Source organism: Prochlorococcus marinus str. MIT 9211 (genome assembly GCF_000018585.1).
Classification (GTDB): domain Bacteria; phylum Cyanobacteriota; class Cyanobacteriia; order PCC-6307; family Cyanobiaceae; genus Prochlorococcus_D; species Prochlorococcus_D marinus_B.
In genome coordinates this window covers 1,517,494-1,541,498 of sequence record NC_009976.1, presented here as the reverse complement: position 1 = coordinate 1,541,498, position 24,005 = coordinate 1,517,494, and the positions used below count along the sequence as shown (strand labels likewise).

The 24,005-nt window shown below is 38.7% G+C and carries 23 protein-coding genes and 2 tRNA genes; 19 read left to right on the top strand and 6 right to left on the bottom strand.

What is annotated here, in order from left to right:
• Position 1 precedes the first annotated feature (1 nt).
• The 3 genes from P9211_RS08335 to P9211_RS08325 all read left to right on the top strand — a co-directional run bounded on the left by P9211_RS08335 (position 2) and on the right by P9211_RS08325 (position 2,089).
• The gene (locus P9211_RS08335) at positions 2-718 is read left to right on the top strand and encodes a 15,16-dihydrobiliverdin:ferredoxin oxidoreductase (protein WP_012196265.1); all 717 of its coding nucleotides are present in this window, start codon (positions 2-4) and stop codon (positions 716-718) included.
• A 15-nt stretch (positions 719-733) separates the two neighbouring features.
• Positions 734-1,507 (top strand): phycoerythrobilin:ferredoxin oxidoreductase, encoded by a 774-nt coding sequence (locus P9211_RS08330; RefSeq protein WP_012196264.1) that lies wholly within the window; start codon positions 734-736, stop codon positions 1,505-1,507.
• 114 nt (positions 1,508-1,621) lie between these two features.
• The gene (locus P9211_RS08325) at positions 1,622-2,089 is read left to right on the top strand and encodes a low molecular weight protein-tyrosine-phosphatase (protein ID WP_012196263.1); all 468 of its coding nucleotides are present in this window, start codon (positions 1,622-1,624) and stop codon (positions 2,087-2,089) included.
• On the opposite strand, the gene P9211_RS08320 is transcribed toward P9211_RS08325, so the two are convergent.
• Positions 2,079-3,632 (bottom strand): bifunctional pantoate--beta-alanine ligase/(d)CMP kinase, encoded by a 1,554-nt coding sequence (locus P9211_RS08320; RefSeq protein ID WP_012196262.1) that lies wholly within the window; start codon positions 3,630-3,632, stop codon positions 2,079-2,081. The genes P9211_RS08325 and P9211_RS08320 overlap by 11 nt on opposite strands.
• 135 nt (positions 3,633-3,767) lie before the next feature.
• Between P9211_RS08320 and purM the strand changes: the two genes are divergently transcribed.
• The 3 genes from purM to P9211_RS09915 all read left to right on the top strand — a co-directional run bounded on the left by purM (position 3,768) and on the right by P9211_RS09915 (position 5,783).
• On the top strand, positions 3,768-4,805 hold the full coding sequence (gene purM, locus P9211_RS08315; RefSeq protein ID WP_012196261.1) for a phosphoribosylformylglycinamidine cyclo-ligase: 1,038 nt from the start codon (positions 3,768-3,770) through the stop codon (positions 4,803-4,805).
• A 151-nt stretch (positions 4,806-4,956) separates the two neighbouring features.
• Entirely contained in the window at positions 4,957-5,583 is a 627-nt protein-coding gene (locus tag P9211_RS08310; protein WP_012196260.1) for a hypothetical protein, read from the top strand.
• A gap of 17 nt (positions 5,584-5,600) precedes the next feature.
• A complete protein-coding gene (locus tag P9211_RS09915) occupies positions 5,601-5,783 on the top strand; it encodes a hypothetical protein (protein WP_086934896.1) in 183 nt (60 codons plus the stop codon).
• A gap of 157 nt (positions 5,784-5,940) precedes the next feature.
• On the opposite strand, the gene P9211_RS09990 is transcribed toward P9211_RS09915, so the two are convergent.
• Complete coding sequence (locus tag P9211_RS09990; RefSeq protein ID WP_012196259.1) at positions 5,941-6,072, bottom strand: hypothetical protein; 132 nt, start codon at positions 6,070-6,072, stop codon at positions 5,941-5,943.
• A gap of 1,223 nt (positions 6,073-7,295) precedes the next feature.
• Positions 7,296-7,366, bottom strand: a tRNA-Cys gene (locus P9211_RS08300).
• Here P9211_RS08300 and P9211_RS09465 point away from each other — a divergent pair.
• Together P9211_RS09465 and P9211_RS08290 are read left to right on the top strand one after the other, a co-directional pair.
• Positions 7,331-8,641: a lipid-A-disaccharide synthase-related protein gene (locus tag P9211_RS09465; protein ID WP_086934895.1), complete on the top strand. Its 1,311-nt coding sequence runs from the start codon at positions 7,331-7,333 to the stop codon at positions 8,639-8,641. The two genes, P9211_RS08300 and P9211_RS09465, sit on opposite strands and share 36 nt — an antisense overlap.
• A 74-nt stretch (positions 8,642-8,715) precedes the next feature.
• A complete protein-coding gene (locus P9211_RS08290; protein ID WP_225866207.1) occupies positions 8,716-8,928 on the top strand; it encodes a hypothetical protein in 213 nt (70 codons plus the stop codon).
• Between the two features lie 4 nt (positions 8,929-8,932).
• Here the strand turns inward: P9211_RS08290 and P9211_RS08285 are convergent, their stop codons facing one another.
• On the bottom strand, positions 8,933-9,577 hold the full coding sequence (locus P9211_RS08285; RefSeq protein WP_012196256.1) for a ribonuclease D: 645 nt from the start codon (positions 9,575-9,577) through the stop codon (positions 8,933-8,935).
• Between the two features lie 223 nt (positions 9,578-9,800).
• Between P9211_RS08285 and P9211_RS08280 the strand changes: the two genes are divergently transcribed.
• Both P9211_RS08280 and P9211_RS08275 read left to right on the top strand, forming a co-directional pair.
• Entirely contained in the window at positions 9,801-10,355 is a 555-nt protein-coding gene (locus P9211_RS08280; RefSeq protein WP_012196255.1) for a cofactor assembly of complex C subunit B, read from the top strand.
• 8 nt (positions 10,356-10,363) lie between these two features.
• The gene (locus P9211_RS08275; protein WP_012196254.1) at positions 10,364-11,173 is read left to right on the top strand and encodes a hypothetical protein; all 810 of its coding nucleotides are present in this window, start codon (positions 10,364-10,366) and stop codon (positions 11,171-11,173) included.
• Here the strand turns inward: P9211_RS08275 and hemF are convergent.
• Positions 11,121-12,161 (bottom strand): oxygen-dependent coproporphyrinogen oxidase, encoded by a 1,041-nt coding sequence (gene hemF / locus P9211_RS08270; RefSeq protein ID WP_041391635.1) that lies wholly within the window; start codon positions 12,159-12,161, stop codon positions 11,121-11,123. The two genes, P9211_RS08275 and hemF, sit on opposite strands and share 53 nt — an antisense overlap.
• A gap of 79 nt (positions 12,162-12,240) precedes the next feature.
• Between hemF and P9211_RS08265 the strand changes: the two genes are divergently transcribed.
• The 8 genes from P9211_RS08265 to P9211_RS08230 all read left to right on the top strand — a co-directional run bounded on the left by P9211_RS08265 (position 12,241) and on the right by P9211_RS08230 (position 22,691).
• The gene (locus tag P9211_RS08265) at positions 12,241-13,314 is read left to right on the top strand and encodes an Mrp/NBP35 family ATP-binding protein (protein WP_012196252.1); all 1,074 of its coding nucleotides are present in this window, start codon (positions 12,241-12,243) and stop codon (positions 13,312-13,314) included.
• A 3-nt stretch (positions 13,315-13,317) separates the two neighbouring features.
• The gene (gene rodA, locus P9211_RS08260) at positions 13,318-14,598 is read left to right on the top strand and encodes a rod shape-determining protein RodA (protein WP_012196251.1); all 1,281 of its coding nucleotides are present in this window, start codon (positions 13,318-13,320) and stop codon (positions 14,596-14,598) included.
• The gene (locus P9211_RS08255) at positions 14,595-15,962 is read left to right on the top strand and encodes a sensor histidine kinase (RefSeq protein WP_012196250.1); all 1,368 of its coding nucleotides are present in this window, start codon (positions 14,595-14,597) and stop codon (positions 15,960-15,962) included. The genes rodA and P9211_RS08255 overlap by 4 nt, the downstream gene beginning before the upstream one ends.
• Positions 15,963-16,067: 105 nt before the next feature.
• Entirely contained in the window at positions 16,068-16,493 is a 426-nt protein-coding gene (locus P9211_RS08250; protein ID WP_012196249.1) for a photosystem I reaction center subunit II PsaD, read from the top strand.
• 63 nt (positions 16,494-16,556) lie between these two features.
• Positions 16,557-18,077: an anthranilate synthase component I family protein gene (locus P9211_RS08245; RefSeq protein WP_012196248.1), complete on the top strand. Its 1,521-nt coding sequence runs from the start codon at positions 16,557-16,559 to the stop codon at positions 18,075-18,077.
• Positions 18,074-19,210: a glutamate--cysteine ligase gene (gshA, locus tag P9211_RS08240; RefSeq protein WP_012196247.1), complete on the top strand. Its 1,137-nt coding sequence runs from the start codon at positions 18,074-18,076 to the stop codon at positions 19,208-19,210. Before P9211_RS08245 ends, gshA begins: the two co-directional genes overlap by 4 nt.
• 1 nt (position 19,211) lies before the next feature.
• On the top strand, positions 19,212-22,235 hold the full coding sequence (gene ppc / locus P9211_RS08235; protein ID WP_012196246.1) for a phosphoenolpyruvate carboxylase: 3,024 nt from the start codon (positions 19,212-19,214) through the stop codon (positions 22,233-22,235).
• Positions 22,236-22,295: 60 nt separating this feature from the next.
• The gene (locus P9211_RS08230) at positions 22,296-22,691 is read left to right on the top strand and encodes an N-acetyltransferase (protein ID WP_225866206.1); all 396 of its coding nucleotides are present in this window, start codon (positions 22,296-22,298) and stop codon (positions 22,689-22,691) included.
• Positions 22,692-22,706: 15 nt separating this feature from the next.
• Here the strand turns inward: P9211_RS08230 and P9211_RS08225 are convergent.
• Positions 22,707-22,780, bottom strand: a tRNA-Arg gene (locus P9211_RS08225).
• Between the two features lie 136 nt (positions 22,781-22,916).
• Between P9211_RS08225 and recF the strand changes: the two genes are divergently transcribed.
• Positions 22,917-23,981, top strand: a complete 1,065-nt coding sequence (recF, locus tag P9211_RS08220; protein WP_041391247.1) for a DNA replication/repair protein RecF — start codon at positions 22,917-22,919, stop codon at positions 23,979-23,981.
• Positions 23,982-24,005 lie beyond the last annotated feature (24 nt).

Sequence of the window (24,005 nt, the reverse complement as noted above, 5' to 3'; positions counted from 1 at the left end):
AATGTTTGATCCTTACCTTGATGAATTAAATAAACTCCTTATAGTTAATCATGGTGAGATTTTATTAGTCCCAGATGGCTTGCAAGAATGTTATTCAAAGAAGCAAGATGCAGTGATTAGAAGTTGGCTATGGAGTGTACCAGGTTTTAGGCGATGGCGAGTAACAAGAATGGATGTAGGAGATAAACTTCAGGTTTTTAATTCAGTCGCTTATCCCGATTATTTGAACGAACAACCAATAATGGGTATAGATCTTTTGTGGTTTGGCATTAAAAATAAATTAGTAGCAGTATTGGACTTTCAACCTTTGGTACAAGAGAAGTCGTATTTTGATAGATATTACCAAGGACTAAAATCTCTAAAAGCCCGTTACTCAGATTTTAATAGCAAAGATAATGTTCGTGCATATGATTTGTCTAATTACTTTTCACCATGGGTTTTATTATGTAAGGGAGATCTTTTTCAAGCTAGTTCTTCTTTGCCATTTGTATTCTCAGAATTCCTTAATGCTTATTTTGATATTTCTAATAATTTTAAAAAATATAATTCAAGAATTGAACCTAATAGAGTAAAAGAATTGCAAATTTCCTATGATATATATAGTTCAGCACATGATCCAGCTCATGGATTGTTTAAGAGTTATTTTGGTAAACAATGGTCAGAACGATTTCTAAAAGAATTCCTGTTTCCTCATAGTATTGCTAAGGACAAAACTTGATATCAAAAACCATTTATGAAAAGAGAGAGAAATAACAGTCTGGATCCTTTAGAAATTTCTGAATGGAGATGGTCTGAATTTCTAGATGATGCCATCAAGGCTTTGGAGTTATTTGATATTGAGCCATACCCTATTCCTGAAGAATTCCTTACTAAAGAGGAAACGATTAAATTTAAGAATAATCAAATTAAAGTTAAAGCCCTTACTTGGGCTTGCAGAACTACAAAAATTAGGCAAGCTCGTGCTGCGTGTATAGAAGCTGGTCCAGCTGCATCTGTATTAAACTTAGTTATTAATCCATTTCATAATTTTGAACTTCCCTTTTTTGGAGCAGACTTTGTCACACTCCCTTCAGGACATCTTTTGGCATTAGATTTGCAGCCTGTATTAAAGAAAGATGAGATTCATAATCAGAAAGTTTGGTCTAAGTTGATTCCAATTCATGATCATTGGCAATCTCTATTACCTTCTGGTGGTCCAATACCTCAAGAAGCAGAAACTTTTTTTTCTCCAGGTTTTTTATGGACTCGCCTGCCTTTAGATGATCAAGGCTCTAAATTGATTTCTAAAGTAATTAGGCCAGCATTTCAGGAGTATCTTACTCTTTATATTGATTTAATTTCAGATGCTCAAGAAGTTTCTAAGGAAAGATCATTAGAAATTCTTTCTGGTCAAAAAGCTTATATTAATTACAGAGCGGAAAAAGATCCTGCTAGAGGAATGCTCGCTCGTTTTTTTGGCAAAGATTGGACAGAACAATACATACATAAGGTTCTTTTTGATTTATAGCAATACTCTCTGTTCTTCCCAAGTATGCATTTTTTATCTTTCTTTATCACTCAACTCTATTTAATAGTAAATTAGTTCATTATAAATACTTGGCTTAGAACGATTAATTTTGCTATGGCTAAAAAACTGTTATTTGTGTGTCTTGGTAATATATGTCGTTCCCCAGCAGCAGAAGCTGTTTTTTTGTATCAAACAAAGGATACTTCGGAACACTATCTGGTTGACTCAGCAGGGACTGGTGGATGGCATGTTGGACGCTTAGCAGACGCAAGAATGAGGGATGCAGCTTTACGAAGAGGAATCACTATAAACAGCAGGGCGAGGCAAATATCATTGAAAGATTTTGAAGAATTTGATTTAATTCTCACAATGGATAATGCAAATCTAGCCGATGTTAAGTCTTTGGCGAAAGAAATTAATTGTCCAGATAAAGCAAAAATAATTCCTTTACTTAGTTATGCAAAAAATACCGAACTAATTGAAGTTCCAGATCCTTATTATGGAGGAGAAAAAGGTTTTGAAGAAGTATTAGATCTTTTAGAGGATGCTATAAGTGGTCTATTATATGAACTTAGAGAATAGGGGTAGGCCACACCTCTTCAGGAATTTCCAAACGAAACATCTTTACTAAAGAATCAATTACTTCTTCTATACTCATTCCATCAGTAACCAACTCTATCGCTTCTTCTGATTTTAAAAGAGGTGCAATTTTTCTACTACTATCTATTTGATCACGCTCTTTAATTTGCTTCTCTAAGTCTAATAAATTAGGGACAGTAAATCCTTTATTCTTAAGGTCTATTGATCGCCTTTTTGCTCTTTCTTTTGGACTTGCTGTAAGAAAAACTTTTAACTCAGCATCAGGGAAAACAGTAGTACCAATGTCTCTCCCTTCGGCAACAAGTCCTCCGTCTTTACCTAATGCCTTTTGTTGGATTGTTAGTATTTTCCTTACAATACTTTTAGATGCAACTAAAGGCACTTTTTCTGTAATCTCTGGGGAACGAATTTCTTTAGTGATATTTTTTCCATTAAGAAAAACATTTTGCTCTTCTAATTGAGAGACCTTGAATTCTAGGTTTAATTCTTTTAATGATTGTGAGAGGCCTTCATCATCTTTAAGATCTATTCCTTTTTTGATGATCAGCCAGGTAACAGCTCTATACATTGCACCTGTGTCTAAATAAAGAAGGCCAAGCTTCTTTGCAAATGCTCGAGTAACTGTGCTTTTGCCAGCCCCTGCAGGTCCATCTATGGCAACAATTGGATTGCGTGACATTAAAAAAACGTGATCTATTAAACGTGTCTCTCCACAACGGACGGCTGCAGCAAGTAAGGATAAATTTTTAGCATGATTAATAGAAGTTAGGAACTTTGGGTCGACAGTTTCTACATATTCAACTTCTAAACCATTTTTTTCTAAAGAAGATTCTATATTTCTTACATTAATAGATTTTTGCCTTTTAAAGTCTTTTGCTGCCTGCATCAGGGTCTTGGGCAAGCTAATAGCTTTGCAAACATCATTTTGCTTTAAGTAACTATTCCTTGAACTGAACGCAAGTCCATTCTGATCCCTGGCAGTAGGCACCCCTTGAACTTTGGTTGTGATCCCGAGATCATTGATTAGTTGACGAATAATGACTAATTGCTGCCAATCTTTTTCACCAAGAAAAATAATTTTAGGCCTTGTAAATTGTAAAAGTCTTATTATTACAGTGGCTACACCATCAAAATGGCCTTTTCTGGATGCTCCACATAACTGAGATTGAAGTGTTTCAGGGACCTTTATTTGGAAGTGTGACTTAGCACCTCCAGGGAACACGTCTTCATAATCAGGTGCCCAGATAGCATTGGCACCAGCTGCATAAGCCAGGCTGGCATCTTGATCTAATGCACGTGGATATTTTTCAAAATCTTCATTTAGTCCAAATTGTAGGGGATTGATAAAAATGCTGACCAGAATCACGCCAGGCCTATCTTTTTTGATGGCATTTGCAGACTGGATGAGTTTGCTATGACCTTCATGCAGGGCTCCCATTGTTGGAACAAAATAAATTTCTGCTTTTTGTTCCTGATGCCAAAGCTCAAGTTCTTTTGTTGTTTTAAGGATGGGGATGTTTACCATGGGTGAATACCAATCATTTGGGATTTCCCGAAAGAATCTTTGTTTTAAATGCTAAATAGTATTTATTACATACTGGCTTAAAAAGCATCTTTTAAGGAATACCAGGAGATGACTAAAGAGTGATTTAAGGAAATTATGGATTACAAGACAGCTGGAGTTGATGTGAAAGCGGGTAGAGCCTTTGTTGATTTGATTAAAACAAGTGTCAATGAAACCTCTCGCCCAGAAGTGATTGGTGGAATCGGAGGATTTGGTGGCTTTATGCGTTTACCGCATGGTTTGGAGAATCCTGTCTTGGTTGCTGGAACAGATGGTGTTGGTACCAAACTCGAGTTAGCACAGGATTATCACGCTCATTTTGGAGTGGGTATCGACTTAGTTGCTATGTGTGTAAATGATGTGATTACTAGTGGTGCTGAACCATTACTTTTTCTTGACTATATAGCTACTGGAAAGCTTGCCCCAAAAGACTTGTCTGAAGTTGTAAAAGGTATTGCAGAAGGCTGTAAAAAGTCTAACTGTGTTCTCTTAGGTGGAGAAACCGCAGAGATGCCTGGGTTTTATTCAAAAGGTCGTTATGACTTGGCTGGCTTCTGTTTGGCTGTGGTGGAAGAAAAAAAGATTATTGATGGGAGCACAATTAAAGCTGGTGATCAGATTATTGGTGTTCAAAGCAATGGACTACATAGCAATGGATTCAGCCTTGTACGAAAAGTTCTTGGAATGTCTGGTGCAAATAAGTCAATTTTGGTTGACACAAAGAAAACCCCTTTAATTGACTCCTTATTACAGCCGACCGCTTTATATGTTGAATTAGTTCAGAGCCTTCTTAAACACACTATTCCTATTAAGGGAATGGCCCATATTACAGGAGGTGGTTTGCCAGAAAATTTGCCTAGGTGCTTACCTAATGGGTTAAATGCTTTTATTGAACCTGGTAGTTGGGATATTCCAGAAATTTTCTTCTGGTTAAAAAAAGCAGGACATATTCCAGAAGATGATTGGTGGAATACTTTTAACTTAGGTATTGGTTTTTGTTTAGTGGTTTCAACTGATCAAGTTGAAGCAGCATTGGAAATATGCACAGAAATTGGCTGGGATGCATGGACCATTGGTCGAGTTCAAGAACCCACTGTTCCAGGGCAGCAACGATTGATAGGTCTTCCTGAGTAGTGATACAGGTCCAATCCTTTTGATTAATATTGCATCGGAGTGAAAAGACAATAACTTTTGCCTCAAACTTGTTGTTTGGATACTAGTATTTGGCTAATGCAAACCGAATATTCTTTTCGGAAGCTGCGTAGTTAGATCTTGAATTAGCTCAATGCCTTTTGAAAATCAGCAGAGGTTAACCCGTAGACGTAGTTCAGCTGGACCTGTTCCTCCAAGGCGTCCATTGGCAAATTTTGCCAATATTGATAATCGGCAAGGCCCCCGACCAACTTTTTTAACATTAAGAGATCACGGCAAGGTTTATGTGGCTGACTTGCCTAATTTGTCTGATGGTCAGTTAGCTCATATATCTAAGGAGGCTGAGGAGGTCCTTTCGAGCCTTGAAAGACGAATTAATGATTTAGAAGCTGACCCTGATAATCAATCTAAAGATAATGACACTTTGATCAAGGCGTCTACCAAACATGAAGTAACACTGAGATTTCTTCGAGCTATTGAAGATGAGCAGGATCATCGGAGTAATAACCCTGCGCTTAAAGATGCTGCAACCGAATCTTTACCCAGAACATTTTTAGAGATTGCTCGTCATAGATTGCCTGGTGCAACTTTTGATTCCCTGCTTCGGGAGGCTTTGGAAGCTTGCTCAAAAGAAGATGCATTGGTTAATGAAGAACAAGAATCTCCAAAAAGATCGGAAAAGGATTCAACACATGTCCAGATAGTTGACTTGCCCTCCCAAAGTGTTGTTCCAATAGTGAGTAATTCGGATGATAGATAAACTTATTTAGTTTTCTAATGAGATATACAAGAGAGGAATTGACCAATCATTTGCATAGTTCAGATTCCTCAGAGGTGATATCCCCTTCCAACTTTCGCGTACATTCTGATGATCAAAAAATACTTTGTAAGCATTGCAAGAGAACTAGCTCTAACAGTATTCGCTGTCTAGGAATTTGTGTTGCAGATAACGATTACTAGTTCTACTTTCTAATTGAAAAATGAACCAATCAATCAGTATTCTAAATAGATAGGAAGACTTACAATCTCTTAAAAATTATTCAGCAATTTATGTATTGCATTCAAGTACCTTGCTTATTAGTAGAGATTTCTTCAATCAAAGTTGAGCCATGATAATTCAGCTAAATGGAAAGAATACTTTCTCATATCCGAGCAGAGCGCCTAGTGAAGCAATGATGCAAGCAGAGATAACAACTACAGCAAAAAGACCATAGAGATTGTCTTGAGGCTGAAATTTAATTTTCGACATAATTTATAAGGAGGTGCCTAACTGTATAAGATGATTTCATGCAGGCGCAGACTTCTTAATAATTTTCAAGCTATCTAGTTTTGACAGTCCATCTTAGCTAGACCAATGATCTATGAAAATGATTTCTAAGAATGCCACCCAATAGGGAAATTTTTCTTTCGTTATGTAGACAGGCTAAGCATAAGAATTCAACTCAGTGGAGATCTCTTCTTGCTTTATTGGGGGAGATTGATCTAGGATTTTCCTATTTTTCAACTAATTTCGGCTATTGAATTCGTATACTGAATTCCTAAAAAACAGATGATTTTTTGTCAAAAAAGAAAAAATTGGGAGAAATCTCTTTGTGATTGGTATAGTGATAAAGGACACTCCTCACACAATTGTCCATAAGGGCGCTGCTCGTTGAGGGCGCCCATTTTTTATTGGCAATTTTTTAAAAGCTATTTCAACTGCAAGAAAAATATTAGGAACAATTTTTCGCAAATGGCTTATGAAATAGGCAATTTAAACTCATTAAATCCTTTACATGTAGATTTTTCAGAAAATAGCAGGATTATTCACTTGAAAATCAGGAGTTTTTACTCACTGACGATCATTTCTATTGTTCCTAGAAAAGAAGTATGAGTCAGGATGCACCCCAACAATTACCCTGACTCAAGGGCATCTGCTAGAAATTGAGATGCCCTTTAAAAACTCGTTAAACATAATCCTGTAAGGATAAGACTGAATACTTTTGATCGGGATATTTTCGTAGATGATTACTTATTCAAATTTTTAAGATTGGCTAATTTATAAGTATTCAAGTTACTAGTTTTACTAGGCTAAGAACATCTACACAGTCAGTTTATTTGCTATAGATTGACTTTGGATAATGAAAACCATTTAAAGCATATTCCATTATTTTAGAAGGAATAAAGACTTGTACAAAATTAATGGGCAACAACCCCTACGACATCCTCCGAGTACTGACTGGTCAGAGAAGAACGAGACCAAATGCAATATCGAAACAAGCCAGAGTGCAGATAATTACCGAGGTAATTCTCTTCAGGTGGCTAGTTGTTTTGTAAATGGCACACTAAAGGAAGGTAAGTCTGCTGATGGTCGATAGCAAGGTACTTACCGACCAGTTCTTAGGGCTGAAAAGATCCGTTTTATGAGAAAAAGAGATCTAATAATTGAGTTCTTGCAACTGATTACAGGAATCGGTCTCAAGAAAGGTAAGAAGGCGGCACCCAGATTCGAACTGGGGATAAAGGATTTGCAATCCTCTGCCTTACCACTTGGCCATGCCGCCGAAGGAAATAAAGATTTTACCTCTGGGGATCGTATCAGTCAGACGACCAAAGATCTTTTAGTTCTTTCTAATGGACACGGTGAAGATCTTATAGCCCTTAGGATTTTAGAGGCTCTACATCTCTTGGAACCAAGCTTAACCTTTGAGGTACTCCCTTTGGTTGGAGAAGGTAAGGCTTTTGAAAAGGCAGTTTATGAAAAGTGGTTAATCAAAATAGGACCTTCTTTTCGCTTGCCTAGTGGAGGATTTAGTAATCAAAGCTTTTCAGGATTGATTCGAGATATTTCTGCAGGTGTCTTTTGTTTTGCTTATAAGCATTGGCGGTATGTCAGACGATCTGCATTACATGGGAAAGTGATTCTTGCAGTTGGGGATTTGTTGCCTTTGTTTTTTGCCTGGAGTGGTGGCGGTATGTATGGGTTTATTGGGACTCCCAAAAGCGATTACACATGGACATCATCTTCAGGGGCTTTGTTGAGTGATTATTATCATCGCTGCAAAGGCTCAGAATGGGACCCTTGGGAATGGGTTTTGATGAGATCTTTAAGATGTAAATTTGTAGGAGTTAGAGATAAGTTGACTGCTAGAGGTTTACAGCGGAAGTCAATTAGGGCTTTTGCTCCAGGCAATCCAATGATGGATGGTTTTCATAAAGCTGAATGTCCACAAGACTTATTAATGTTTAGAAGATTGTTATTGCTTTGTGGAAGTAGAATGCCAGAGGCATTGATGAATTTTCGAAGATTAATATCTGCAGCTTTGCAAATTAAAAGTCCAACACCATTAGCAATTTTGGTTACTACTGGGGCAGACCCATCTCTACATGAGCTTGAGCTATGTTTAGAGAAATTAGGCTTTTCGAAATTTTGTTTGCAAAACAATTCATTAGGTGTAGATACCTTTTGGCAGAAGGATCGATTTAGGGTTTTTATTGGTATTGGAAAATTTCATGAGTGGGCCACTTATGCTGAGATTGGCCTTGCAAATGCAGGCACTGCTACTGAGCAATTAGTAGGACTTGGTACTCCTTGTGTTTCATTGCCAGGTAAAGGTCCACAATTTAAAAAATCATTTGCAATGCGTCAGGCTCGCCTGCTAGGTGGAGCTGTCTTTCCTTGTAGAAATTCCAAACATTTAGCCGAATCAGTTGAGGTGCTGCTTCGCAATGACTCATTTCGCGAACAGTTATCTTTGCAAGGAGTAAAGAGAATGGGCGCGCATGGTGGAAGTGCAGCTTTAGCACAATTTGCTTTAGAATTATTAGTAAGGAGTTAACAATTCATTCAAACTATATGCCAGGTATCAAGGGACACGATTATCTTAAACTCTGTGCTGAACTTGCTTCTTGTATGAGCATCAGTATTGCTGCAGCCAGTAAAAAAATTGAGATAGTTGCTGCTCGCAAAGGTGCTAAAGACTCGGATTCTATGAAACAGGTGGCAGAGGAAATGCTTAAAGAAGCAAAAGATTTATCTGACAATGAAGAATCTTCTATAGTTTCTCAACTTGATAATTTGTTGGAAGCGCTTGCCGAAGAAGAAAATTTCTTAGTAGAAGATTAATTGTCTAATGTTCAAAGATATTCCCAAAACGGTAAATATCTAGTTCCGACATTACAGGGATGCATTGGAAGCATTTTGTAGTTAATTCCCATCGCCCTTCTCTCTTCAGCATATGCTCCAACTTCTCTTTGGCTTTGATTAGGTATCTCACATCATTTGCAGCATAGGCTAGTTGCTTGGCACTAAGATCTTCAACTGCTCCCCAATCACTACTTTGAGCTTGTTTGTCTAGTTCTACATTTACTAGCTCCATCACTACTTCCTTGAGTCCATGGCGAGGACTATATGTCCGACCAATTTTGCTAGCAACTTTTGTACAAAAAATAGGAGTAACTTTAATATCAAGATTCACTTCAAGGGCGGCAACATCAAAGCGAGCAAAATGAAAAATCTTTTGAATTGACGGGTTCTCTAAAAGGTTTTTTAAAAGAGGTGCTGATTTTTGATTGCGTTCAATTCTTATGCATATAACGTTGTCAGATTCATCACAAATTTGGACAAGGCATAACCGGTCTCGACCATGCATCAATCCCATTGCTTCAGTGTCTATAGCTAAAGAAGCCTTAGTGCTGAATTCTTTGAAGCTTTTTTCATCAAGATCTCTATCAAGAATATGAAAAGTTTTGGGTGAACTAGGTGGTAGAGGCATAAGAATGATTAAAAGTCTTGAGATTAGATGTAAGAAAAATTCTTCCTAATAAATACTCCATAAATCAAATTTACAATTAAATTATATACATGCTTCCTTTTGATTTTTACTGTAAGCACTATCTGTATGAACAATAGATTCCAAAATCATTCTATGTATTAGACAGATTGCTTTTTGAATCGTAAGTCTTTTCAAATTCATTTTGCCTTTTAATCTAATTTAAATGTCAGCTTCGTACATCTCAACTTTTGTGCTAACTCTTTTACTAGCAATTGGATTGGCTTTTTTCCTTCGAGCTGCCAGTAAAGATAGAACAACTGTTGTAGATGTTTCCTCTAAATTGCCTCCTCTGGAAGTGCTTAGTGGAATTAGTAATTGGTTGGAATCAAGGGGGTGGAAACGAGAAGGAGGAGATATTGAAAGAAAAGTTCTTCGTTTTCAGGGGAATGTGTTATTTAGCCCTTTATTAGCTGTGTTTTTATCGATTTTGTGTGCTTTAGGAGGAGGCTGTTTGGGCTTAGTGATTTGTCAACTCTTCCCAGTGATTGCCTGGTGGCCATTGGTCCTTGTTGGTTTAGGACCTCTTGCCGGTTTATTTTATCGTCAACGTGCTTTTAGAATAGAGTCTGTTGAGCTGCAGTTGATTAGCTCTACAGAAGATTCAAGTAGTGTTTTGCGTTTAAGAGCCCATAGAGATGAGTTGATAGCGATGGAGTCAGAACTTGGCAAGAATCTTGCCTTGGAAAGTGATGGTTCTTTAGTTTCATCTCCAATTTGATTTTGTAAATGAACCTGAAGAATTCATTTTGGTTAGTATTTTTTGCCGTTTTGCTATTAACAGGGCCTAGATTTGGTGGAGTTTCGACTTTTTTAGCTTCTCAGACGAGTAATCTAAATCTTGGTCAGAAGTTTCCTAAAAAGAGTCGCTGGTTTGGCAATCAAGTTGTACCTTCATCTGTCCCAATTCTGATATTGGCTGGTCATGCTGATTCTCAGGGTATTGATGGTTCAGGCACTGCTGGTGAAGCAGTAGCTTTAAAAGGCTTTTCACCTATGGAGGTAGGTATTAGTGATGAGCTTTTTTGGAATTTAAAGTTATCTCATGCGATTGTCAAAATCGGTAAAAAGAAAGGATTAAATATTAGCTTTTATCAACCAAAAAGAAGAACCATTCTTGATGGGAATAATGCCACTACTAATTGGTCGGTAGGAGCTAGGCATGCTCAAAACGGAGGATATTCACTTGAAATTCATTTTGATTCTTATGGTGAGTATGGATTTGGTTCAGGATTAATTCCACCGCTTACGACAAACATCAATAATATTGATGAATCTCTCGCAAGAACTTTTGGTCGCTATCCTTTGTTTTTTAGAGGAGGTCTTGGAGGGCCAAGAAGGCAAATACGGCTCCTTGAGATAGGTAAGTTAGAAGGTGGCTTGGAAAATAGCCTTAGAAATATAGATACAAGAGAAAAAACCATTCGAGCAATTGCTATTCGAATTGTGAACGCACTTATCGTCGGGATTAATCAGAAAGACTCTTTTAATCCACAGCTTCTAACGGATGACATTTTTCTTCCAAAGTCTTATCGTTAAACCATTCTTGAGGCTTAGTAAACACATTAGTGAGTAGTTCTTCTCTTGATCCCTTCTCTGCCTTGTAGCCATATTCCCATCTTGCTAAAGGAGGGAGAGACATTAGTATTGACTCCGTTCTACCGTTTGTCTGAAGACCGAAAATTGTTCCTCTATCCCATACCAAATTAAATTCAACATATCTTCCTCGTCTATACAGCTGAAATTGTCTTTCTCGCTCCGTAAATGATTGATTCTGTCGCTTTTCGATGATTGGGATATAAGAAGGTAGAAAAGCATTCCCGCATGCTTTTGCCAATGCAAAGAGTTCCTCCCAATTCATAGGATGCTTGCCTAGTTCATTTGCAATTTTTGCAGCGGGCCCTTTAGGGTCTTGACCCTTATATAAATTTCCTGATCCATCTTGGTAGTCAAAGAAAATACCACCTACGCCTCTTGTTTCATTCCTGTGCTTTAGAAAGAAATATTCATCACACCATGGCTTGAAAACCTTATGCAGTAAGGGATTTATGGAATCACAAGCTTGCTGGAGAGTTTTGTGGAAATGCTTGGTATCGCTTAAGTATGGATAGTAAGGTGTTAGATCTGCACCACCGCCAAACCACCAAACTGGACCAGCTTCGAAATAACGGTAATTGAGATGAACAGTTGGAATATAGGGATTTTTTGGATGAAGGACCATAGAAGTCCCAGTTGCAAACCAGGGATGCCCTTTGGCTTCAGGTCGTTGATTAATTATTGATGGGGGGAGTTCCTGTCCTTGTACTTCAGAGAAGTTGACCCCTCCTTGTTCAAGAACTCTTCCTTCACTCATTACTCTTGACCTGCCCCCGCCTCCTTCAGGTCTTTCCCATGTCTCTTCCTTGAAAGTTCCTTCACCATCTACTGCTTCAAGGCCATTACATATTTGATCTTGTAGCGAAAGTACAAGTTCTTTGGCCCTCTGTCTCGAATTTGCAGGAGGCTGAGAAAGGTGTTCCAATGACACTGGGCTATATCTGTATTTTCTAGTTGAGGCTAGGACATCAGAATACCCATTTAGGATTATTGAATTCAGATTGCAAATTATGACCACTGCCGAAGAAGCTATTAAAGCTCTTTCTTCAATCAAAGATTCTGGAACTGGAAAATCATTATTAGAACTCGGCTGGCTAGATCAAATTAGAATTAATCCCCCACGAGCCAGTGTGCGCCTTAATCTTCCTAATTTCGCCAATAGCCAAAGGCAGGGCATAGCTCAAGAAATTAGGACTTATTTAGAGAAGTTTGATGATATTGATGCCGTTCAAATTGAATTAGCCAATTCACCTCAGCAAGGAGAGATTGGTAAAGCAGGGCATGGGGAGATGCAGCCGGTTCAAGCCATTAATGGCGTGAAAAATATTGTTGCAGTTACTAGTGGGAAAGGAGGTGTTGGGAAAAGCACTGTGGCTGTAAATCTTGCATGCGCACTAGCTCAGAAAGGATTAAAAGTTGGTTTGTTGGATGCAGATATTTATGGTCCTAATACACCCACAATGCTAGGTGTGGCTCAAAAGACCCCTGAAGTATTTGGGCAAGGAGCGGAACAAAAGATTATTCCAATCGAAAGCGCTGGAATAGCCATGGTTTCAATGGGATTTTTAATTGATGAAGATCAACCAGTGATTTGGCGAGGTCCAATGCTGAATGGAATTATTAGGCAATTTCTTTATCAAACTTCCTGGGGTGAGAGAGATGTTTTAGTTGTTGATATGCCTCCAGGTACTGGCGATGCTCAACTTTCCCTTGCTCAGGCAGTTCCCATAACTGGCGTGTTGGTTGTCACTACTCCACAGAAAGTTTCACTTCAAGATGCCAGAAGAGGTTTGGCGATGTTTAAGCAAATGGATATACCAATCTTGGGCGTAATAGAAAATATGACTTTTTTCGTGACACCTGATCCACCGGAAAGAAAATACTCATTGTTTGGCTCCGGTGGAGGTGAACAGCTTGCTAAAGAAAATAGTGTTCCTCTTTTAGCTCAGATCCCTATGGAGATGCCAGTTTTGGAAGGTGGTAATGAAGGATGGCCAATAGTCAAGAGATATCCTGACTCTCTTAGTGCAAAAGCTTTTAAAGAGCTTGCTATTTCTATTGTAAAAACTATCAAAATTAATTAAAAGATGCTGGCATCATTCTCTGTTATGAGAAGTAAAAAACTGTATCGAAGGTTTATTCCTTTTTCTGGAAAATTTAAAGAGTTTGAATTTATAATTTGGCTTATTCCTTCCACTTTAGTTTTTATATCAGGGTTATTAATCGCTAGTACGCAGAGGCAAGTTGATTATGCTAGTTGGTATCAACATTGGATTACTGCTGGTTTTGGTTTAGTTTTAACTCTCCTCTTAGCTCAAGTTCCTCTGGAAAGACTTCGTTCTCTCTTGCTGCCTTTATACATCATCACAATCTCTTCCCTTTTAGCAGTAAGGTTTATAGGAACATCAGCTTTAGGTGCTCAACGGTGGTTAAGCATTGGTGGAATAAATCTTCAACCATCTGAAATTGCCAAGATAACTTTGATACTTATCTTGGCGGCATTACTTGAGCGCCAAAAGTTTAATAATCCAATACAACTATGGCGGCCATTATTGGTTATTCTCATACCTTGGCTTTTAGTTTTTATACAACCAGATTTAGGGACTTCGCTTGTTTTTGGAGCAGTATTACTGATCATGCTTTATTGGTCAGGCATGCCTTTTGAATGGGGCTTAATAGTTTTATCTGGATTAGTTACTTCAATTTTCTCTGGAGTATTGCCTTGGTTTCTATTCGTTTGGATTCCTTTTGTTGGTTTTATGGCCTATCGCTCTTTGCCTAATAAAAAGCTTGTAGCAATTTTGACTATGGGTATGCAATCCCTAATTGCAGCTGTAACTCCTTGGCTTTGGATGAATGGCCTCAAAGATTATCAAAGAGATAGATTGATTTTATTTTTAGACCCAGGAAAGGACCCTCTAGGTGGCGGTTATCATTTAATTCAAAGTAATATTGGCATTGGTTCCGGAGGTTTCTTTGGCACAGGTTTGTTCCAAGGTCAATTGACAAAATTAAGATTTATTCCAGAACAACACACTGATTTTATTTTCAGTGCATTAGGAGAAGAAACAGGTTTTTTAGGGACAATCTTGGTCGTTATAGCTTTTTTAACTTTGATTCTAAGGATATTAAATATTGCTCGAGATGCTCATACAGATTTTGAATCTTTAGTTGTAATAGGCATTGGATCAATGTTTATGTTCCAAGTTATTGTTAATATTTTTATGACTATTGGACTTGGTCCAATAACTGGAATTCCTCTGCCATTTATGAGTTATGGACGAACAGCCTTATTAGTTAACTTTACTTCATTAGGTTTTTGTTTATCTGTTGCACGTAGAGGAAGATCATTTAATAAAAATTGGTGACTAATCAAATCACAATTAGTTCTATTCAGCAGCGCATGGCAGAAGGTGTTCCTTCTGGAAGAGTTGATGAACAAATTGTTAGAAGATTGTGGTGGGCAGCATTAGATACTTTGCAAGACGAAATTCTATTGCCAATGAATTTAAGTAAGGGATTATGGCTTGCTGCACCTTTGCCTGCATTGTATGAACCTAAATTATTGGAGCGATTAGATGGTTGGGTTTGGGCTCCGGATGAATTATCAAGTTTGCATTATCCAAATGCGGCTCTTTTGCCACCTTCTAGGACAAGATCAATTCATCATGATTCGACAGCAAGCTTTAATAGATTTCCATTGAGAGAAGAAGATGGACATGATCCTTTATTGATGATAATTACACCAGAAGTTCAAGTCGCAATTGCTCTACAAGGCAAGCCTGGGGAAAGAAATTTGTTGATGCGCAGTGATCCAGAAACTTTGAAAGATTTGTTGAAAATGTTGGACTTGAGGTTAAATAATGAAAACTCTAAGCAAGCAAATCATGTTCGAGAAGCATTGGCTGGTTTAGGGCAATTAAGAAGCAATGAAGATCTTTCAGGTATTTTTTGGCCACTACTAGCTTCAAAAATGGCAAGGATTGCTCCTAGCCTAAATATTCAGACATTGCCAGATAAAGAGAATGTTGATGAACTTGACAATCAAACTAGTGGAGAAATTTTGCTTTTAGAAGCCCTAACCCATGAAGTAAGAACCCCACTTGCAACTATAAGAACTCTAATTAGGTCACTTTTGCGAAGAAAAGATCTTTCTAATGTTGTTCTCTCTAGGCTCAAACAAATAGATACTGAATGCACAGAACAGATAGATAGGTTTGGTTTGATTTTCAATGCAGTAGAGCTAGAAAGAAATGAAACCAAGCAATCCAGCCTTGCAAGCACTGATCTTGGAGAAATGCTTCAGATGCTTTATCCAGCATGGAGTAAACAATTGGATCGACGAGGTATAAAGCTTCACTTAGATTTAATACCTGATTTACCTCACGTGCTTAGTGATCCCCAACGATTGGAGTTGATGTTAGGAGGCCTTATAGATAGAAATACTAGGGGGTTGGAACCTGGAGGGATGCTTGTATTAGCACTTCGTCCTGCAGGCCAACGTTTAAAGCTTCAAATAATGGGTAAACCCTTTCATTTAAAAGAGAAAAGGAATATTGCCAATGAGGAGAACTCTGACCTTGGAACAGTTCTTAGTTGGAACCCAAGTACAGGGAGCTTGCAATTAACACAAGCTGCAACTCAGAGATTATTGGCCAGTCTTGGCGGGCGATTGACTAGAAGGAGAGATAGTGGGCTCACAATTTTTTTCCCGATTGCAGGAATTAAATAAACTTAATGTTGAGTCGTGTGAAGGTTCTTCTTTACAAGTAGCAAAAGGTACAAAGGTTAGTGCTACTTTCGACTTGTTATTGAATGCCTAATTGCAAGAACAGCAATGACAGAAGTTTTAAAAGGCAGTCTTCCTCAAAGCATTGGAAGTACCGGTGGATTACTCAATTCTGCTGAAACTGAAGAAAAGTATGCAATAACCTGGAGCAGTAAAAAGTCTCAGGCTTTTGAACTCCCTACTGGTGGTGCTGCAGTTATGAATGAAGGGGAGAATCTTATGTATTTTGCTCGAAAAGAACAATGCTTAGCTTTAGGCACCCAATTAAGATCTTTCAAGCCAAGAATTGAAGATTATAAGATTTATAGGATCTTCCCAGGAGGGGATACAGAGTTTTTGCATCCTAAGGATGGTGTATTCCCTGAGAAGGTTAATGAAGGCCGCAGCATCATTAATCATAATCCTCGCAGGATTGGTCAAAATCCCAACCCAGCAAGTATTAAATTTACTGATAAAAACACTTTCGACTCTTAAGCTTTTAGGCGAAAATTTTCTTCAAATTTCTTTCGCAGACCTATAGGCTGCAATGATGCCTACATGCATATATCAGATCAGGATTCATTTTTAGAAGCAGCTTCTAGAGGATTAACTTTTATTCCACTGGTTCACAGTTGGCCTGCAGACCTTGAGACACCATTATCAACATGGTTGAAGGTTGGTGAAGGCCATCCTCCAGGGGTTCTTCTTGAATCTGTAGAGGGAGGCGAAACTCTTGGGAGATGGAGTGTAGTTGCTACCGATCCTCTTTGGATAGCAACTGCTAGAGGGAATAGTCTCAAAAGGGAGTGGCGTGACGGACAATGCGACGAAATACAAGGCAATCCTTTTGAAGTTATTAGGGAATGGCTTCTTCCATATCGTACTGAGCCTATTGACGGCTTACCTTGCATAGGTCAATTGTATGGAATATGGGGTTATGAATTGATTCAATGGGTAGAGCCAAAAGTTTCAGTGTTTGCAAGGACTAAAAGTGATCCTCCTGATGGAGTGTGGATGTTTATGGATAGAGTTTTAATTTTTGATCAGGTTAAAAGAGTGATTAATGCAGTCTCGTATGGAGATTTGACATGCAATGATCAACCACTTCAGGCATATGAAAAGGCTGCACAAAGAAGCAAAGATTTGCAAGTTCTTTTGCAATCCCCACTTCCTTCGCTGAAACCTCTTCAATGGCAATCAACAACTGAGACTCCAAACTCAGTAAAGAGTAATACCACTCAAGTCAAATTTAAGAATGCAGTTAAATCAGCTAAGGAATACATAAAAAAAGGAGATATTTTTCAAATTGTCCTTAGTCAGAAATTAAGAACTCAGGTTCCTAATAAACCTTTTGAGATTTATCGAAGTTTGCGCATGGTGAATCCTTCGCCGTTTATGGCTTTTTTTGATTTTGGTGATTGGCAACTTATTGGATCTAGTCCTGAAGTGATGGTTCAAGCAAAGCCCAGTGAAAAAGGTATCTATGCAAGCTTGAGACCTATTGCAGGTACAAGACCTAGAGGTATCAATGAAATGGAAGATAAAACATTAGAACGCGAATTATTATCTGATCCAAAAGAAATAGCAGAGCATGTAATGCTAGTGGATTTAGGACGTAATGATTTGGGCAGGGTTTGTCGATCTGGGACTGTTGAAGTTAAAGAGTTGATGGTGATTGAAAAGTATTCTCATGTGATGCATATTGTTAGTGAAGTAGAAGGAATGCTTAGAGAAGATAAGGATGTATGGGATCTACTAATGGCAGCTTTCCCTGCTGGCACGGTTTCTGGAGCACCTAAGATAAGAGCAATGCAGTTAATCAATGAATTAGAAACTCAGCCTCGAGGACCATATTCAGGGGTATATGGATCAATGGATTTAAATGGAGCATTAAATACAGCAATTACCATTAGAACTATGGTTGTATCCTCTCATTCAAACAATATTTCAAATGTGCAAGTTCAAGCAGGTGCAGGTGTAGTTGCTGACTCAATCCCTGCAAATGAATTCCAAGAAACTATGAATAAAGCTAAAGGCTTGCTCACTGCACTAGGATGTCTTGAGCGGTCTGATTCATGAATAATTCTTTGCTCAAGGGTTTTGAGGTTGAATTATTTACTGGACGCCTTTCAGGAGAGAATGTTGGTGTTTCAGATGCTGTCTCTAAAGAATTTCCTGAGTTTGTTATAGAACCGGATAAACGTAACCTTGAATACATCACGATTCCCGATAGAGAATACAAACATTTGAACGAATCTCTTTTAGCTCCTAGAAGAAAACTTCGAAATTGGCTAGCCCTTCAAGAATTAACAATTTTGCCAGGAAGTACCCTGAGCCTAGGGGATAGTAGAAAATTTGAAAGATCTGATCTTTCAAATCCCTATCACGACTTCATAGAATCCAATTATGGGACGAAAGTTGTTACAGCAAGTGTCCACATTAATTTAGGCCTTGAGGATTTATCCCTTCTTTTTGCTGCACTTCGTTTAGTACGTTGCGAAGCAGCATTGTTTCTGGCTCTGAGTGCTAGCTCTCCATTCTTAGACGGAAAACTTACAGGAGTGCATTCTCAGAGATGGATTCAATTCCCAGTAACACCAAAAGATGTCCCGTTATTCTTGAATCATGGTCATTATGTAACTTGGATAGAGGAGCAACTGAGGGAAGGAGGTATGCATAATGAAAGACATTTGTGGATTTCGGTAAGAGCAAATGGTCCTGAGAGGCCATATAAGTTGAATAGGTTGGAATTGCGAATTTGTGATCTCATTACTAATTGTGATTTGTTGCTGGCAGTTACAACTCTTCTAGAATTGCGAGTTCTTTGTCTTTGCAATAATCCTAAAAAACTAGATCCACTGGAAGGAAGTCTTTTAAGTCCTCAAGAGTTATCTAAACTAATTGATATGAATGAGAAAGCATCCGCCACTACAAGCTTGGACGCAACTTTACGAGACTGGGTTGATGGCAAAGAAATACTTTGTCGAGAGTGGATCGCTCAGCTAATTAGTGATGTAACACCATTGGCAAAAGATATGGGACTTTTTCATCAGCTTTCTCCTATTAACTCTGTCTTGGAGGATGGTAATCAATCCATGCAATGGATTAGGGCGCATTCCAATGGAATAGATCTGCCTGATTTACTAAAAGAAACTATTCATGAGATGGAGAATGAGGAAAAGCTTTCACCAATGATGCATCGGCGGGTTTGAGATGATCATGTCAAAATCAGAATTAGGCAATACACCCTTAGAGCAATCTTCAGATTTGCATTCATCTTTCCGCAATAACCAAGCAAGTACTACGAAAAACTCTGGAAGCTTGTTGCAACAGAGATTGGCACTTGTTGAAGATCTGTGGGAGACAGTTTTATGCAGTGAATGCCCATCAGATCAAATTAATCGGGTTCTTCGTTTAAAGAAATTGAGTAACCCGAATAATTTTGCAGGAGAAGAAGAGCAAAAAAACCCATTTAATGAAATTGTTTTGTTAATTGAAGAGATGGACTTGGCTGAGTCAATTGCAGCCGCGCGTGCGTTCTCTTTATACTTTCAACTTGTCAATATTTTGGAGCAGAGAATTGAGGAAGACACATATCTAGAAACTATTGGCAGGATCGAAGAAGATGCGTCTAATCAATTTGATCCATTTGCCCCTCCTCTTGCGAGTCAGACTGCACCAGCAACTTTCAGTCAATTATTTGAACGTTTAAAACGTCTTAATGTCCCTCCTGGGCAGCTAGAGGCATTAATGCAAGAAATAGATATACGTCTTGTCTTTACCGCCCATCCTACAGAAATAGTCCGACATACCGTTAGGCATAAGCAACGCAGGGTAGCCAATTTGTTACAGCAATTTCACTCTGAAGCAGCAATTTCTTTCTCTCAGAAAGAAAGCTTGCGACAACAGTTAGAAGAAGAAATACGTCTTTGGTGGCGTACAGATGAGCTACATCAATTTAAACCAACTGTTTTAGACGAGGTAGATTATGCACTGCATTATTTCCAACAAGTTCTATTTGACGCGATGCCCCAATTGCGTCGTCGGATTAATGCAGCATTAGTTAAAAGTTATCCTGATGTTGAGGTGCCTAGAGAATCTTTTTGCACATTTGGTTCTTGGGTGGGGTCAGATCGTGATGGCAACCCATCAGTTACTCCGGAAATAACTTGGAGAGCAGCATGTTATCAACGTCAATTAATGCTTGAGCGGTATATCAACTCTGTTCAAGACCTTAGGGATCAATTGAGTATTTCTATGCAATGGAGTCAGGTTGGCTCACAATTGTTAGAGTCTTTAGAAATGGATAGAGTTCAGTTTCCAGAGGTTTACGAGGAAAGAGCAGCGAGATACAGGCTAGAGCCATATCGACTAAAGATTAGCTATATTTTGCAACGACTTAAGCTAACTCATCAACGTAATCAAGAATTAGCAGCTGCAGGATGGAAGATAGTTCCTGAAGCTATGAACTCCTTGATTACTTCTGGTAAGCCATTTGAGGATTTGTATTACTGCTCTATAGCCGAGTTTCGTAGTGATCTAGAGTTAATTCGCAATAGCCTGGTGGCAACAGATCTTAGTTGTGAGTCGTTAGATACGCTATTGACTCAGGTACATATTTTTGGCTTTTCTCTTGCTAGTCTGGATATTCGACAAGAGAGTAACCGACATAGTGATGCTATAGACGAGGTTACAAGATTTATAGACCTCCCTGTCATCTACTCAGAAATGGATGAGAAAGAAAAAGTTCAATGGTTAATGCAAGAATTAGAAACTCGTAGGCCATTAATTCCTTCTTCAGTTGATTGGTCACCTTCTACTCAGGAAACAATATCTGTTTTTCAGATGCTCCACCGTTTACAGGAAGAGTTTGGTAGTCGGATTTGCAGATCTTATGTAATTTCAATGAGTCATTCAGTTTCTGATCTTTTAGAAGTACTTCTTCTCGCAAAAGAAGCTGGACTAGTAGATATTTCGTCTGGTTCAGCTGATTTACTAGTGGTGCCTTTATTTGAAACTGTTGAGGATCTGCAGCGAGCTCCCTCAGTGATGGAGGAACTCTTTAGCTCTAGTTTTTATCTCAACTTATTACCTCGTGTTGGAGAGAAACTTCAGCCTTTACAAGAACTAATGCTTGGTTATTCAGATAGCAATAAAGATTCTGGTTTTTTATCAAGTAATTGGGAAATTCATCAGGCACAAATTGCACTTCAGAACCTTGCAAGTAGTCATGGTGTAGCTTTACGTTTATTTCACGGTCGTGGAGGTTCTGTTGGGCGAGGTGGTGGCCCTGCTTATCAGGCAATCTTGGCTCAACCTAGTGGCACTTTAAAAGGACGAATTAAGATTACTGAGCAAGGGGAAGTTCTTGCTTCAAAATATAGCCTACCTGAACTAGCAATGTATAACCTCGAAACTGTTACGACAGCTGTGCTGCAAAATAGTTTGGTTACTAATCAGTTAGATGCAACCCCTAGTTGGAATGAGCTGATGACTCGATTGGCAGCGCGTTCTAGGCGGCATTACAGGTCGCTTGTACATGACAACCCTGACTTGGTGCCATTTTTTCAAGAAGTGACGCCAATTGAAGAAATCAGTAAATTGCAAATTTCTAGTCGACCTACTCGTAGAAAATCAGGCAGTAAGGATTTATCTAGTCTTAGGGCCATACCTTGGGTCTTTGGTTGGACTCAGAGTAGGTTTCTTTTGCCCAGTTGGTTTGGAGTCGGGCATGCTTTGTTTATAGAACTTGAAGAAGATCCTGCACAAATTGAGCTTTTGAAAATGCTTCATCAGCGTTGGCCTTTCTTTCGAATGTTGATTTCTAAGGTAGAGATGACTCTTTCGAAAGTAGATCTAGAGGTGGCTAATCACTATGTCACTAGTCTTGGTAGTAGGCAGAATAAAGAAGCTTTTAATAAAATTTTTGAGGTGATTTCTGATGAATACCATCTCACTAAGAGGTTGGTTTTAAGAATAACTGGAAAATCAAAACTTCTTAGCGCTGATCCTGCATTGCAAGCGTCTGTAGAGCTTAGAAACCGTACGATTGTACCTTTAGGGTTTCTTCAAGTGGCACTATTACGTCGATTACGTGATCAAAAGCGTCAACCACCTGTGAGCGAGGAGCTTTTTAATGAACGAGATCTTGCTCGTACTTATAGTCGCAGTGAATTATTGAGAGGAGCTTTGTTGACTATTAATGGCATTGCTGCGGGAATGCGAAATACAGGTTGAAACTTGCTTTCTTTTCAAAACTCAAAACTACCTAAACTACCTTCAGGCTTTCTTCTAGATTTGAAAGAGTCACCTTCCCCTGAGGCACTTAACAGGCTTTTAGCAAGATGTTTTGGAGAGACTCATCCCCCCAGAAGATTAGCTTTAGCTTTAAAACAAAGTTATTGCAATGCCAGTATCAAAGATGAAAAGACAGGAAGATTAGTTGGATTCGTGCGAATAACTAGTGACAAAGGCTTGAATGCAAATTTGTGGGATCTTGCTGTTGAGCCTGGAAACTATCAAAAACAATTGATAGCAGTATTAGTCAATAAATCACTTGGAATTATTAGAAAGGAATTGCCGGGATGCAGTGTTTCTTTGGCAGCTCCTGCGATTGCATTCGAGGCTTTGCAATCACAGGGGTTTTTATTAGACCCGAATGGTATTCGCGCCATGACGTATCAATTTCGTTAGCTTTCTTGCAAGCTACGAGCATGGAGGGACTCGAACCCCCGACCCTCAGAACCGGAATCTGATGCTCTATCCAGCTGAGCTACATGCCCAAGACCGGCATTATGCCGTGTATTTGAGACTATGTTTTAAAGCCTCAATGCAGCTACCTTAGCTAAAGGTTGCCAAAGGAAGATCAGCCTTCATCATCTCGAACTGAATTGTTTCCGTAATTACAGGCGGATTCAACTGGAATTGACTGAAAAACGTCTTCTGGTTATTGGTCCTAATGGTATTGGCAAATCAAACCTGCTAGAGGCTGTTGAGTTGCTTGGAAGTCTTCGTTCTCATCGTGCAAGTAGTGACCAAGATCTGATTCATTGGGAGGAAAAAAGTGCTCTATTGCGAGCGATTACTGAAGATGAAGATAAAATTGAATTAGAGTTAAGAAAAAAAGGTGGACGCAAGGCATATCGAAATGACAAATGTTTGTCTCGACAGATCGACTTGATAGGACCACTGAGATGTGTGGGATTTAGTGCACTTGATCTTCATCTAGTTAGAGGGGAACCTTCACTTCGTAGGCATTGGTTAGACAGAGTCGTTCTTCAATTAGAACCAGTATATTCAGACTTAATGAGTCGACTTATCAGATTATTACGCCAGCGAAATCAACTGTGGCGCAATTGGAAACATACTTCAAGTAAAGATTATGGAACTCTTTTAGATGCTTTTGATGTTCAGCTAGCATTAGTCAGCACGAGGATACATAGACGTCGACAAAGAGCTCTCAACAGGTTGAAACCCCTTGCGATATTGTGGCAAGAAAGATTGAGTAAAGGAAATGAAGCATTAGAGCTTCATTATTTGCCAGGGAGTTTTCTCGAGAAACAAGACGAAGAACTCGAATGTAGATTATCTATAGAGAAGCAGCTTTTAGAACAAAGAGCTGTTGAACAGAAGTTAGGTCATTGTAGGGTTGGTCCTCATCGCGATGAGATTGAATTTTTACTCAATGGAGCTTCCGCAAGAAGATTCGGGTCAGCAGGACAGCAAAGAACGATTGTCTTGTCCTTGAAATTAGCTGAATTGGAACTTATTGGAGAAATCTATGGAGAAGCTCCGATATTAATTTTAGATGACGTGTTGGCAGAGCTTGATCCCATGCGACAGTTATTACTTCTTGAGGCAGTTGGTCATAAGCATCAGTGTTTAATAAGTGCCACGCATTTGGATGCTTTTGAAGGAGATTGGAGAGGTGAGTCTCAACTTCTTCAATTAGGAAATCAAGATGGATCTCTAGAGTTGGGTTAATGTAATCAACTATTTTTTAAGATG